12 protein-coding genes and 1 pseudogene are annotated in these 12,418 nt (G+C 64.8%); 8 read left to right on the forward strand and 5 right to left on the reverse strand.

The genetic code is table 11. The features are described from left to right. Positions 1 to 13: 13 nt before the first annotated feature. Both purB and AB0313_RS10225 read left to right on the forward strand, forming a co-directional pair. Positions 14 to 1,456 (forward strand): adenylosuccinate lyase, encoded by a 1,443-nt coding sequence (gene purB, locus AB0313_RS10220; protein ID WP_366305341.1) that lies wholly within the window; start codon positions 14 to 16, stop codon positions 1,454 to 1,456. A gap of 137 nt (positions 1,457 to 1,593) precedes the next feature. Beyond that, positions 1,594 to 2,271, forward strand: coding sequence for a histidine phosphatase family protein (locus AB0313_RS10225; protein ID WP_141945015.1), 678 nt, complete (start codon positions 1,594 to 1,596; stop codon positions 2,269 to 2,271). Here AB0313_RS10225 and AB0313_RS10230 read toward each other — a convergent pair. The 3 genes from AB0313_RS10230 to AB0313_RS10240 form a co-directional block, all read right to left on the reverse strand. Continuing rightward, positions 2,268 to 3,257, reverse strand: a complete 990-nt coding sequence (locus AB0313_RS10230) for a serine/threonine-protein kinase (protein WP_366305343.1) — start codon at positions 3,255 to 3,257, stop codon at positions 2,268 to 2,270. The genes AB0313_RS10225 and AB0313_RS10230 overlap by 4 nt on opposite strands. Further along, positions 3,254 to 3,517, reverse strand: coding sequence for a hypothetical protein (locus tag AB0313_RS10235; protein WP_366305345.1), 264 nt, complete (start codon positions 3,515 to 3,517; stop codon positions 3,254 to 3,256). Before AB0313_RS10235 ends, AB0313_RS10230 begins: the two co-directional genes overlap by 4 nt. A gap of 118 nt (positions 3,518 to 3,635) precedes the next feature. Continuing rightward, on the reverse strand, positions 3,636 to 4,151 hold the full coding sequence (locus AB0313_RS10240) for a MarR family transcriptional regulator (protein ID WP_307309182.1): 516 nt from the start codon (positions 4,149 to 4,151) through the stop codon (positions 3,636 to 3,638). A 159-nt stretch (positions 4,152 to 4,310) separates the two neighbouring features. Between AB0313_RS10240 and AB0313_RS10245 the strand changes: the two genes are divergently transcribed. From AB0313_RS10245 to AB0313_RS10265, 5 genes are all read left to right on the forward strand, one after another. Continuing rightward, positions 4,311 to 4,814, forward strand: coding sequence for a GNAT family N-acetyltransferase (locus AB0313_RS10245; protein WP_307309185.1), 504 nt, complete (start codon positions 4,311 to 4,313; stop codon positions 4,812 to 4,814). Between the two features lie 67 nt (positions 4,815 to 4,881). Further along, complete coding sequence (locus AB0313_RS10250; protein ID WP_366305348.1) at positions 4,882 to 5,316, forward strand: hotdog domain-containing protein; 435 nt, start codon at positions 4,882 to 4,884, stop codon at positions 5,314 to 5,316. Positions 5,317 to 5,485: 169 nt separating this feature from the next. Next, positions 5,486 to 6,562, forward strand: a complete 1,077-nt coding sequence (locus AB0313_RS10255; RefSeq protein WP_366305350.1) for an extracellular solute-binding protein — start codon at positions 5,486 to 5,488, stop codon at positions 6,560 to 6,562. A 47-nt stretch (positions 6,563 to 6,609) separates the two neighbouring features. Then, positions 6,610 to 7,680, forward strand: coding sequence for an ABC transporter ATP-binding protein (locus tag AB0313_RS10260; RefSeq protein ID WP_366305352.1), 1,071 nt, complete (start codon positions 6,610 to 6,612; stop codon positions 7,678 to 7,680). Then, positions 7,677 to 9,500 carry an iron ABC transporter permease gene (locus AB0313_RS10265; protein WP_366305354.1) on the forward strand — a complete coding sequence of 608 codons (1,824 nt, stop codon included), beginning with the start codon at positions 7,677 to 7,679 and terminating at the stop codon, positions 9,498 to 9,500. Before AB0313_RS10260 ends, AB0313_RS10265 begins: the two co-directional genes overlap by 4 nt. Here AB0313_RS10265 and AB0313_RS10270 read toward each other — a convergent pair whose 3' ends face one another. Then, positions 9,501 to 10,556 carry an FAD-dependent monooxygenase gene (locus AB0313_RS10270; RefSeq protein WP_366305356.1) on the reverse strand — a complete coding sequence of 352 codons (1,056 nt, stop codon included), beginning with the start codon at positions 10,554 to 10,556 and terminating at the stop codon, positions 9,501 to 9,503. It lies immediately after the preceding gene. 56 nt (positions 10,557 to 10,612) lie between these two features. Between AB0313_RS10270 and AB0313_RS10275 the strand changes: the two genes are divergently transcribed. Further along, the gene (locus AB0313_RS10275) at positions 10,613 to 11,152 is read left to right on the forward strand and encodes a TetR family transcriptional regulator (RefSeq protein WP_141945000.1); all 540 of its coding nucleotides are present in this window, start codon (positions 10,613 to 10,615) and stop codon (positions 11,150 to 11,152) included. 27 nt (positions 11,153 to 11,179) lie between these two features. Here the strand turns inward: AB0313_RS10275 and AB0313_RS10280 are convergent. After that, positions 11,180 to 12,369: pseudogene (locus AB0313_RS10280) on the reverse strand (4-hydroxybenzoate 3-monooxygenase). Between the last annotated feature and the right edge of the window lie 49 nt (positions 12,370 to 12,418).

Genomic DNA, 12,418 nt, shown 5'->3' on the forward strand with positions numbered 1-12,418 from the left:
AAAGAATCAGTACATGCCTGAAACTGCCGCCACCGCTGATACCCGCACGCCCTCAGGACGCCTGGCCCTCGCCGCGTCATCTGAGAAAATCGCGCTTGGACCCCTCGACGGCCGTTACCAGGCCGCCGTCGCGCCTCTCGTGGACTACCTGTCCGAGGCAGCGCTGAACCGTGACCGCGTGGCCGTTGAAGTCGAATGGCTCATCCACCTGACCAGCAACAACGTCCTTCCCGGCGCCGGACCGCTCAGCACAGAACAGCAGGACCAGCTCCGCGCGATCGTCACTGAGTTCGATGCGAACTCAGTGACGGAGCTCGCCGAGATCGAAGCCGTCACCGTCCACGACGTGAAGGCCGTGGAGTACTACATCGGGCGCCGGTTGCCCGCCATCGGCATCGAAAACCTGACTGCCATGGTCCACTTCGGCTGCACCTCCGAGGACATTAACAACCTGTCCTACGCCCTCGGCATCAAAGGTGCCGTGGAGGACGTGTGGCTGCCCGCCGCCCGCAAGCTCGTGGCGCAGATCAGCACCATGGCCGAGGAAAACCGCGCCGTTCCCATGCTGTCCCGCACGCACGGCCAGCCTGCCACTCCCACCACGCTGGGCAAGGAGCTGGCCGTCATCGCGCACCGCCTGACCCGCCAGCTCGACCGGATCGCCAAGACCGAATACCTGGGCAAGATCAACGGCGCCACCGGCACCTACGCCGCCCACGTGGCCTCCGTTCCGGGTGCCGACTGGCAGCAGGTATCCAAGTCGTTCGTCGAGGGCCTGGGGCTCACCTGGAACCCTTTGACCACCCAGATCGAAAGCCACGACTGGCAGGCCGAGCTGTACGCCGACGTCGCGCGCTTCAACCGCATCCTGCACAACGTCTGCACGGACATCTGGAGCTACATCTCCATCGGCTACTTCGCGCAGATCCCGGTTGCCGGCGCCACGGGTTCGTCCACCATGCCGCACAAGGTCAACCCGATCCGCTTCGAAAACGCCGAGGCCAACCTGGAGATCTCCTCCGGCCTGCTGGACGTCCTGGGCTCCACCCTGGTGACCTCCCGCTGGCAGCGCGACCTCACCGATTCCTCCAGCCAGCGCAACATCGGCGTGGCCTTCGGCCACTCCCTGCTGGCCATCTCGAACGTTGCCAAGGGCCTGGAGCGCCTGGACGTTGCCGAGGACGTGCTGGCCGGAGATCTGGACACCAACTGGGAGGTACTCGGCGAGGCGATCCAGATGGTGATGCGTGCCGAGGCGATCGCCGGCGTCGAAGGCATGGAGAACCCCTACGAGCGCCTCAAGGACCTCACCCGCGGCCAGCGGGTGGACGCGGCGCGCATGCAGGAATTCGTGCAGGGCCTGGGCCTTTCCGCGGAAGCCGAAGCCCGGCTCCTGGCCCTCACGCCCGGCAAATACACCGGCATCGCCGACCAGCTGGTGGACCACCTGAAGTAAGGCTACGGGCAGGTCAAAACGTACGACGGCGGCGCCGGGCCCGGGAGGGTCCGGCGCCGCCGCCATATCCCGGCTTGGGTTACGGCCTGCCGCTGGTGCGTGTGAGCCGGTGTCCGATCGGGTGGGAAACTGGAATCATGAGGCTGCTCCTGATCCGACACGGCGAAACTCCCGGCAACGTCCTGGGCCAACTGGACACCGACCACCCCGGCCCAGGGTTGACCGAACTGGGTGAACGCCAGGCCGAGGCCATGGCACGGGCGCTGGCCAACGAGCGCATCGCGGCACTCTACGCCTCCACGCTGATCCGGACGCAGATCACCGCCGCCCCGCTGGCCCGCCTGCATTCCCTGGATATCGAAGTCCTGGACGGCCTGCATGAAATCGAGGCCGGCTCCCTGGAGAAACTCACGGACCACGAATCCCACAAGCGCTACATGGGGACGGTCATCTCCTGGGCCGCAGGGAACCTGGACCAGCGCATGCCGGCGGGACCCGACGGCCATGCCTTCTTCGAACGCTTCGACGCTGCGATCGCGAACGTGGTGGAGCGGGCAGTACGGGAACGGCACGGAACGGCTGCCGTGGTCAGCCACGGCGCCGCCATCCGCACCTGGGCCGGCCTGCGGGCCCGGGGTGCAGGCCACGATTTCGCGGCACGGCACATCCTGGCGAACACCGGAATCGTGGCAGTCGAAGGCAGCCTGGACGCCGGGTGGAACCTGATCCACTGGGATGGAAGCCCGGTGGGCGGCCTCGCCCTGGCAGACCCGACGGCGGAGGATCCGACAGGACGGGATGTGGCGGCGCCCTAGGCCCGCTGCCGGTGGCGCCGGGCCGGGAATACCAGCATTGCTGAACACGGGCGGACGGCGCCTCGGTTGCGCACGGTACCTTCGCCGCGCTCGATGCTTTGGCGGGGTCTGATACCTGAATTCATAAACTGCGCCGCCGGGATGAGGCGGCCGGCCATCGCGGCGGCGGCTGCCGCCGTCGGGCGTTCATGGGGATTCATGGCGGTGAGGTGACGCAGGAGGACGCTCCAGTCGCCGAGGGTGTCCGGGATTTCCGGCGACCGCAGCGTACGGGCCACCAGGGACTCGATGGCAGTCCCTGGGAACGCCTTGGCCCCTATGAGAAGCTCCAGCAGCACGAGCCCCATGGAGTACACGTCCCAGGAAGGGTCTGTTGCTCCGCCAGCTGCTTGCTCCGGGCTCATGTAGTGCACGGTTCCTGAAGAGATGCCGGGTTCCGGAGCCGCGCCGGCTGCAGCAGCAATCCCAAAGTCAATGATCCTTACAGGGCTTCTTCGCAGCCCGCTAAGCATCAGGTTGGCAGGTTTGATGTCGCGGTGCACCAGCCCTCTGGCGTGGAGGTGCGCAAGCGCGTCGAAGAGGCCGCGGGCCCAGCGTGCTACCTCGCCGGGCTGGGGGCGTTGCCCCCGGCCGACCTCGGCCAGGCTGGTCCCCAATGCGAGTTCCTGCACCAGGAAGGGCCGTCCCGACTGCGGGCCGCCGCCCGGCATGACCCCGTGCGCAATGAGCCGCACAATGGAGGGGTTTCTAAGGCCGCCCAGGACGCCGGCTTCGTTGCGGAGCCGTTGGTGCTGTTTGGGGCCGTTGGCCGCCGCAATTTTGACTGCGACGTCGGGCCCGCCCTCCAGGTCCACCGCACGGAAGACCTCGGCGGCAGAGCCCCGGCCCAGTCGTTCCCTGAGCTGGTAGCGCCCGGAAATGGGAGGGCGCCCGTCGGCTTCCAGGGCCAGTTGCGGGGCCGGTCGGCTCGCTTCGCTGACACTCATGCCGTCAGCGCCATGGACGCGTGATCCTGGCGTGATCCGGCGATCCCTGCATCGAGCTGGAAGCCGCAGCTGCAGCGCCATACCGGGGGAAGCGTGGTGCCATCGGCCCCCATGGACGCAAACGTGTAGCTGGCGCCCTCCCAACCAATTGCCGGCGTGACGAGCTGCATGCGTGTGCCGCAGTGGACCGCCGGTTCTCCCTGCGGCGCTGTGGTGCCGTCCAGGGAGGAAGGGGTCAGGCCCGGAACTGGGGCACCCAAGCGGGGATCAGGCGGCGAAACTTCGAGGAAAGTAACCAACACACTCACGACTCCGTTGGGAAGCAACAGCAGGAACAATCGTAAGCTTACATATAACTAGGCTGACTAGCTAGTCAGGCTAGTGAACTTTTAATTCTTCGCTTTCGTGCACCTGGAGTGACTCCGTCATCCGCTGGAGAAAATCGACCACGATGCGCGCTTCCTCCGCGGACAGGCTCTCCGCAACGGCCATCATGCGGCGGTGCATTGCGCCGAGGGTCTCGCGCACCTCTTTGTCCGATTCAACCGTGGGAACGACGACCACCGAGCGGCGGTCCGAGGGATGCGCTTCGCGGCGGACGTGGCCACTGGCCACCAAGCGGTCAATGAGCGAGGTGGTGGAGGCGCTAGTAATATTGAGGAACTTACTCAGGTCCTTGGGAACAACCTGCTTGCCCGAAGCCTGCACCCTCAGCAGGTACCGCAGGGCGAGGATGTCCGTCTCCCCCATCCCCATGGAGTCCCTGGTGCTGCGGCGGATCTCAGTCTCAGCCGCCCTGTAGTCCCGCAGTGACTTCAACACCGCCGCACTGTAGTCCAGCTGCCCGTCGGGTCCGTACCAGTAGCCGGATCCCTCGTTGCCCGTAGAAACCATGGCATCATTCTAGACCAGCTGATAACTAGCCTGCCAAGCGACCTCTGCATGGCCTACCGGCCGCGAAACGTTATCCGGGCCCTAACGGACGGGAAACACCGGCGTAACCGTGCCCCCGTAGCCTTGTGAGGCATACCCCTCCGGCGAATCGAGGCAGTCATGCAGACCAATCCCAGGCTTAACATCCGCCAGGTTTCCTGGTCCAATCCCGTCGGCGCCGACCTGCGCCGGGCCCAGCAGGCCGAACTGGACGCGCGCTTTGGCCGGGCCGACCACGAACCGGGGCCGCCGCCGTCGGGCGCTGACTGTGCCGTATTCCTCGTGGCGTACGACAAAGGCTCCGGCCAGCCCGTCGGGTGCGGCGGACTTCGCCTCCTGGATGGATCCACCGCGGAAATCAAACGCCTCTACGTCCTGCCCTACACGCGGGGCTCCGGGGTTGCGAGCTCCATCCTGGCAGCCCTCGAAGCAGAGGCATTCCGGCAGGGCATCACCCGCATCAAGGCCGAAGCGGGGTCGGCGCAGCCGGACGGGCGCAACTTCTACCAAAATTCCGGGTTCGAACCAATCCCCAACTTCGGCCCGTACGCCGGCGTGGAGCACTCATACTGCTACGCCAAAAGCATCAACGCCCACAGCGCGGCCCAGACCGCCATGGCCTGACAGCCGCCCTGTTCGGCGTCGCCGTCATACTGGCCCGGGGGCCGGACCGTTCAGCTAACCTCACCCTATGGAAACAGCAGACATCACTTTCCGGACCCGCAAGTGGGTGCGGCCCGAGGACCTCAATGCCAACGGGACGCTCTTCGGCGGCAGCCTGCTGAAGTGGATTGACGAAGAAGCCGCCATCTATGCCATCCTCCAACTCGGCAATGGGCGCGCAGTGACCAAGTACATCTCGGAGATCAACTTCGTCAGCTCGGCTGTCCAGGGCGACCTCATCGAGATGGGCCTGACAGCCACCCGGTTCGGCCGCACCTCGCTGACCATGAGGGCCGAAGTCCGCAACATGATCACCAGGCAGAGCATCCTCACCATCGAGGAAATCGTGTTCGTGAACCTGAACCAGGACGGCAAGCCAGAGCCGCACGGCTACACGGAAATCACGTACGACAGGGACCGCATCCCCACCCACCACCTCAGCGCAACGGCGCCCAAGGACTGAACGTTCTTCCCCGGTTCACGCCAGGGACCTCCACCGTTTCTCCAGCTGGTCAAAAATGAGCAGCCGGGCTGTTTATCGAATCGATAGCCATAACAGCCCGCAATTCACCCTGCCCGGCTATAGGCTGTGCGGACATGCTCCGATTCCAGTCCAGAAATGAGTCCTGATCGTGCGTAAATTGCAGACTTTGGTTGCCGCCGCCGTTGCCGCCACCCTTCTCGCCGGATGCGGCGGAGCTTCCACCCCTCCAGCCTCATCCGGGGACGCTTCCGGGGCCCCGGCAGGTGCATCGGGGGACACCCTTGTGGTCTACACCAACTCCAACGGTGAAGGCCGCGGTGACTGGCTCACGGCCAAGGCGGCGGCTGCCGGGTTCAAAATCGAGATTGTCGGAGCGGGCGGCGCCGATGCCACCAACAAGTTGATTGCCGAGAAGAATAACCCCATCGCGGACGTCGCTTTCGGCCTGAACAACATGTACTTCTCGCAGATCAAGAACGAGGGTGCTTTGGAGGCGTACCAGCCCGCGTGGGCCGGGGACGTTGACAAGGGTCTTGGCGACGGAGAGACATACTGGCCCCTGGTAAAGCAGGCCATCCTCCTGGGCTACAACTCGGACAAGATCAGCAAGGATGCCGCGCCCAAGGACTGGACGGACCTGTGGACCAAGGACCAGTTCAAAAGCCGCTATGAACGGGTGACGGGGCTGGGCACGGCTACGGCGCAGCTGGTTTTCGCCGGCATCCTTTCCCGTTACCGCGATGACTCGGGGAATCTGGGGATTTCCGACGACGGCTGGAAGCAGGTGGAGCAGTACTTCAAGAATGGCAGCCCCGCTGTAGCCAAGACGGACCTCTTTGCCCGTATCGCCTCGGGCGACGTGGACATGGGCCAGATGCCGTCCTCGATCATTGCCGACCGTGAGAAGTCCTTCAAGGTGAACGTGGACACGGTGATCCCTTCAGTGGGGGTCCCCCTTGCCGTGGAGCAGATAGCCCTGGTGAAGGGGACGAAAAAGAAGGAACAGGCGCAGAAGTTCATCGACTGGTTCGGCAGCGCCGATGTGCAGGGTGAGTTCGCGCAGCAGTTCAATTCCATGCCGGTCAACAAGGGCGCCCAGGCGAAGGCAAACCCCGAGGTGGTTGGCTTTTTCGCAAACCTCAAACAGCAGGACATCGACTGGGACTTCGTCCAGAAGAACATGGGCGCATGGGTGGAAAAAATCGAGCTTGAATACATGACGTAACCCGTCCTGCCCGCCACCGTTCCCGCGTCCCCACAGACAGGCTTGCCATGATCCGCTTGGAAGACATCGAAGTTACTTTTGGCGATTTCACTGCCATTCCGCACCTGGACCTGCATGTGCGGCCCGGCGAGTTCTTCACCCTGCTGGGGCCGTCCGGTTGCGGAAAGACAACGGCCCTGCGCACCCTGGCAGGCTTCATCCAGCCATCCAGGGGCACTGTCAGGGTGGACGGAAAAGACGTGACCCGGCTGCCAAGCGATAAACGCCAGGTGGGCATGGTGTTCCAGAACTACGCCCTGTTCCCCAGCATGAGCGTATGGGAGAACATCGCTTTTGGGCTTCGCGTTCGAAAAGAGAAACCTGCAGACAGCGACCGCCTGGTGCGGGACATTGCACGGCGGGTGGAGCTCAGTGATGAGCAACTCGCCAAGAACGTGGCCGAGCTCTCGGGCGGCCAGCAGCAGCGCGTGGCTGTTGCCCGGGCCTTGGTGCTGCGGCCCAAAATCCTACTGCTTGATGAGCCCCTGTCCAACCTCGATGCCAAGCTCCGCCATCAACTGCGGCAGCAGCTCAAGGACCTGCAGAGTGAATTCGGCATCACTACCGTGTACGTCACCCATGACCAGGACGAAGCCCTTGCCATGAGTGACCGTGTCGCGGTGTTCAACAAGGGCGTCATTGAGCAGGTGGGGACACCCCAGGAAATCTACGACCAGGCGGCCACGGAGTTCGTCTGCAACTTCATCGGCGACAGCTCCGTCCTGACCCCGGAGTTTGTCGCAGAGCTCAACCGGTTCTCCGGGGTAAGCCTCAGCACGGACGCCAGGTCATACCTTCGGGTGGAAAAGGCTTCCCTGGACCAGCCTGCTGACGAAGGGACTGCCGTCGGGCTTCCCGCCACGGTGCTTTCCCGCACCTATCACGGCCTGCACAGCCGGTATGTGGTCCGCAGCCATGGCGCGGACATCCGACTCCTGGTCCGGGAGGACGGCGGCGCTCATCCCGAGACAGGCGCCAACACCACCGTCTATGTCCGCCCCAGGCACGTCCTCCAGTACCATCCTGACACTGGTGTTTCGCTGGGCCAGGACCAGGACGAGGCAGTTGCCTTGCCATGAGCGGCAACACCAGAGTGCGCCATATGGCCCGTTCACCCTTCGTCCTGGTGGTGGGCATCGTCCTGACCTGGTTTATCGCCGCCTTCCTGGTGTGGCCAAACATCAACATCCTGATTGCCACGTTCTTTCCCGACGGCAGCTTCTCGGGCCGCGCTGCTGAAAAGCTGTTCTCATCGCAGCGTGCCATGAAGGCATTGGGCAACAGCTTCCTGCTGGCCGCGGCACTGTCCCTGACCGTCAACCTGGTGGGCGTCTTCATCGTCCTGGTGACTCACTACTTCCGGATCCGCGGCTCGAGGATCCTGTTCCTGGGATATGCCACCACCTTCATCTATGGCGGCATCGTGCTGGCGGCCGGGTACAAATTCATTTATGGGGACAGGGGCATCGTGACATCTCTGCTGGTCCGGGTTGTCCCCGGAATGGACCCCGGCTGGTTTTCCGGGTTCTTTGCCGTGCTGGCTGTCATGACCTTTGCCACCACCACCAACCACATGCTGTTCGTTGCCAACGCCCTCAAAGGCATCGACTACCAGACCATCGAAGCCGCGCGGAACCTTGGCGCGTCCACGTGGACCATCCTGCGGCGCATCGTCCTGCCAATGCTCAAGCCCACGCTGTTCGCCGTCACCATCCTGTCCTTCCTCACCGGACTGGGTGCCCTCAGCGCCCCGCAGGTGCTGGGCGGCCGCGATTTCCAGACCATCACACCGATGATCCTGACGTTCACAAACAGCCCCACGTCGCGTGACCTCGCGGCGCTGCTGGCCGTGATCCTTGGCGTGGCCACCATGGTGATGCTCGCCGTGATGTCCCGCCTGGAGAAGGGCGGGACGTACTTTTCGGTATCCAAAGTTTCCTCTGAGCTGCAAAAACAGGAGATCAGCAACCCGGCGGCCAACCTTGCCGTGCATGCCGTGGCATACCTCCTTTTTGCCATCTACACCCTGCCGGTGGTGTTGATCGTGCTCTATTCTTTTGCCGACGGCGCGGCTATCCAGACCGGACAGCTCTCACTGGCAAACCTGACCCTGGACAACTACGAACGCGTCCTCACCCAGCAGTCCGGGCTCCGGCCCTTCATCGTCAGCGTCGTCTACAGCGCCCTGGCCGCTGCCATCGCGGTCGGAGGGCTCCTCTTCGTGGCCCGGCTGCTGCAGAAGTACAAGAACTGGGTTGCTTCGGCTTTTGAATTCCTCCTGCATATCCCCTGGATCCTGCCTTCTGCGCTACTGGCACTGGGCCTGATCGTGAGCTACGACCACCCCAGCCCGCTGGTCGGCGGCGCGGTTCTCACCGGCACCACGGTGATCCTGCTGATCGCGTTCGTCATTGTGAAGATCCCGTTCACGCTTCGAATGCTCAAGGCGTCCTTTGCCTCCGTCAACTCCTCACTGGAGGAGGCGGCAGCAATCATGGGAGCCAAGACACTGTATGTCTTCAGACGGATCCTCCTGCCGCTGGTGCTCCCTGCAGCGGCTGCCATCACGGCTCTGAACTTTAACAGCCTGCTGGATGACTATGACACCGCCATCTTCCTGGCCCACCCCCTGGTGCAGCCGCTGGGTCTGGTGATCAAGTCCAACACGGACGGTGCCGAGGGCACCGAGGGCATAGCGAATACCTTCGTCTATACCGTGCTCCTCATGATCATCACCGGCGTGACGATGTACCTGGTGTACGGCAGGTCGGGGCGGCGGAGGACCAGGAAGCCCCTTCCCGCCGCACCTCCCGCAGGGCCGCTCCCCGCCTCGGGCATTGCCGCCGACCAGGCGACTGCTCAGGATGACCCCGCCCGCCCGGCCGCAGCCGTCCGCTGATCAACCGCCCGCATGGCTGCCGACGGCGGGAGGTTCCTTCCGCCGTCGGGCCAGGTTGAGCAGGGCGTCACGGACGGGCTGGCCACCTTCCGCCAGGGCTACCCGCATCATCACCGCCGAGGCGCGGCTAAGCGCCCGGGTCCGCAGCCACCGCTGCCTGTTGTAGGCGGCAAGTGCCTTCCCCCGCGGCAGGCTGTTCAAGAGGTCCGCCAGGGTGACGGCATCCACCAATGATTCACACGCGCCGCGCCCCAGGTTGGGCATCATGGCATGGGCCGCGTCGCCTGCCAGTACGGCGGTGCCGCGGACGTAGGACCGCAGCGGGGGCGTGGTCCAGATCCGCTGGGCGAGGGAAAGTTCCGGGACCGCGGCGGCAAGCACCGCACTGATGGCGGGAGCGTGGCCGGCAAAGCGGTCCCGGGCCTGCCCAAGAGCCTCCTCAACGTCTATGCCGTTGGGGCCAAGCCCGGAGCGCCAGCTGGCATACCAATTGGTTCCGCCTGGGGACGCTGCGATGCCGAACAGGTCCCCGCGCCCCCAGTATTCGCCCACCTCATCGGGATTGACCGGCGCCGGGATGGTGCCCCGAACGGCAAGGCAAGACGTTGCCCTCGCGTCCGTCGCGGCGCCCCAGACCTGGTGGCGGACCAGGCTGTGAACACCGTCGGCACCCACCACGAGGCCGTCAGCGGGAGGCAATGACCGCAGGTTGCTGGTGACGCGGCGGACGCTTCCCGGGACGGCCCGGTCGAGGAGCGTCAGCAGATCAACCCTGGACATCCCAAACAGCTCGCCGCCGCTGACCGTGGCCCAGGGCTCACCAGCCGCATTGCGGATGGATCCGCTGCCCAGGATGGGACTGACCGCACGGGCCTGGCCCAGGATGCCGATCCGGGCGAGGGCCCGCTGGGCATTGGGCCACATAGCGAGGACGGTGCCAACGGTGGGCAGCTCCGGCCGTTTCTCGTAGACAGTGACCTGGAAACGGTCCGGTTCCAGGCACGCCGCGAGGGCCAGCCCTGCGATTCCACCACCAACGATCGAGATCGTTTCCATGCCCCAATTTTACTACTTTTGTAGTTTATTGGAAGGGGTCCCATTACACTGAATCCATGCCCGACCGACGCACCCAACTGCTTGACGCAGCACTCAGCGTCGTGGCGGACAAGGGAATGAAGGGCCTCACCCACCGGGCAGTGGACGCGGCCGCTGGCCTGGCCGAAGGCACCACGTCCAACTACTACCGCAGCCGGGCAGCGTTGGTGGAAGCGGTCCTGGACCGCCTGCTCCAGCTGGACGCCGAACTTCTGCAGGACGTGGGTCCGGCAGGAACCCCACGGGACGTTGACCAGCTGGCAGGACAGCTGGCGGGGATGGTACTGGCGCTTTCCCGGCAGCATTCAGGCCTTACCCGGGCCCGGCTGGCCCTTTCGCTGGACCGTCCCGAAGCCGTGACAGCCGGGCACCACCTCCTGCTCGGCGGACTCGAACAGATGCTGGCAACACTTGGAGTGCCTGCCCCCGCGGCCCGGGCACGGGACGTGGCGGATTACGCGGACGGCGCCCTGCTGCACCTGCTCACGGTGCGCCGCGAAGACGATCCCAACCCCAAAGCCATCGCCGCCACCATCCGGCGCCTGCTGATGCACTGACGCCCCCGGGCCGCCGTCGTACTCCTGTCAGGAAGCTCCGGGCCAGCCCGTGTAAGCCTCGGCGAGGTAGGCCATGCCGTGCCGGGAGGAGACCACCGAGTTCAGTTCGCCGAGCTGCTGCCGGGCACGGGAAAAGTCGTCGGCGTCCGCGGGAGTGTGAAGCATGGTGGTCATCCAGTACGAGAACTGCTGCGCCTTCCACACCCGGTCCAGGGCACGGTCGCTGTAGCCCTCGAGGATTGCGTCGGAGCCGGAGTTGTAGTGGCTGTCCAGCCCCTCGAACAGGACCCGGACGTCGTTAATGGCGAGATTAAGGCCCTTGCTCCGGTGGGCGGCACCGTGTGGGCGGCGTCGCCCGCCAGGAACAGGTTGCCGTGGCGCATGGGGGTGTGGACGAAACTGCGGAACGGCAGCACCATCTTCTCCAGGACCGGGCCTTCCTTGAGCTCGAAGCCGTTGCCGTTGACGCGGCTGCGGAATTCGGCCCAGATCCTGTCGTCATCCCAGTCCGCCGCGTTTTCCCCGGGGTCGCACTGGAAATACATCCGCTGCATGGTTTCGGTGCGCTGGCTGATCAGGGCGAAGCCGTTGGCCGAGTTGGCGTAGATGAGTTCGTCGGAGCTGCGCGGCGCCTGGGCCAGGATGCCGAACCAGGCGAAGGGATATTCGTGGAAGTACCACTTGCGGCGCCCCTCGGGGATCTGGACCCGGCAGTGGCTGCGTGAGCCGTCCGCGCCCACCAGGAAGTCGGCCTGGATCTCGAAGTCGAGGCCGTCGGCATCGGTGAACCAGACCTTCGGCTTTGCCTCCAGGTCATGGACGGACGTGTTTGTGACGCTGTAGCGGACATCGCCGCCGTCATCCTTCCGGCGCGCGGCCAGGTCCAGGAAGACGTCCGTCTGCGGGTACAGCCACACGGACTCCCCCACCAGGCCTTTGAAGTCGATGCGGTGGCTTTCGCCGTTAAAGCGCAGTTCGATGCCGTCATGCCGGTCGCCGTCGCGCAGCACCCGGTCCGAGACGCCGCTGTCCACCAGCAGGTTGACGGTCCCGTGCTCCAGGATGCCGGCACGCACCGTGTGGGCGATTTCCTCGTGGCTGCGGATCTCGATCACCGTTGACTCGATCCCCGCCGTGGACAGCAGGTGGGAGAGCATAAGGCCCGCGGGACCGCCGCCCATGATGGCTACCTGCGTGGTGACGACTTTTCGTGCCATGGTCTGTTTCTCGCTTCATTGCGGGGCCGCCGTTGGCGTACCGGTTGTT

This window comes from Pseudarthrobacter sp. NPDC080039 (assembly GCF_040702335.1).
GTDB lineage: Bacteria > Actinomycetota > Actinomycetes > Actinomycetales > Micrococcaceae > Arthrobacter > Arthrobacter enclensis_A.

Bases quoted from the DNA above. Each gene is read 5' to 3' on its own strand.
- AB0313_RS10260 (WP_366305352.1), top strand. From the start codon at position 6,610: ATGATCCGCTTGGAAGACATCGAAGTTACTTTTGGCGATTTCACTGCC.
- AB0313_RS10275 (WP_141945000.1), top strand. From the start codon at position 10,613: ATGCCCGACCGACGCACCCAACTGCTTGACGCAGCACTCAGCGTCGTG.
- purB (WP_366305341.1), top strand. From the start codon at position 14: ATGCCTGAAACTGCCGCCACCGCTGATACCCGCACGCCCTCAGGACGC.
- AB0313_RS10240 (WP_307309182.1), bottom strand. From the start codon at position 4,151: ATGGTTTCTACGGGCAACGAGGGATCCGGCTACTGGTACGGACCCGAC.
- AB0313_RS10265 (WP_366305354.1), top strand. From the start codon at position 7,677: ATGAGCGGCAACACCAGAGTGCGCCATATGGCCCGTTCACCCTTCGTC.
- AB0313_RS10270 (WP_366305356.1), bottom strand. From the start codon at position 10,556: ATGGAAACGATCTCGATCGTTGGTGGTGGAATCGCAGGGCTGGCCCTC.
- AB0313_RS10230 (WP_366305343.1), bottom strand. From the start codon at position 3,257: ATGAGTGTCAGCGAAGCGAGCCGACCGGCCCCGCAACTGGCCCTGGAA.
- AB0313_RS10250 (WP_366305348.1), top strand. From the start codon at position 4,882: ATGGAAACAGCAGACATCACTTTCCGGACCCGCAAGTGGGTGCGGCCC.
- AB0313_RS10245 (WP_307309185.1), top strand. From the start codon at position 4,311: ATGCAGACCAATCCCAGGCTTAACATCCGCCAGGTTTCCTGGTCCAAT.
- AB0313_RS10225 (WP_141945015.1), top strand. From the start codon at position 1,594: ATGAGGCTGCTCCTGATCCGACACGGCGAAACTCCCGGCAACGTCCTG.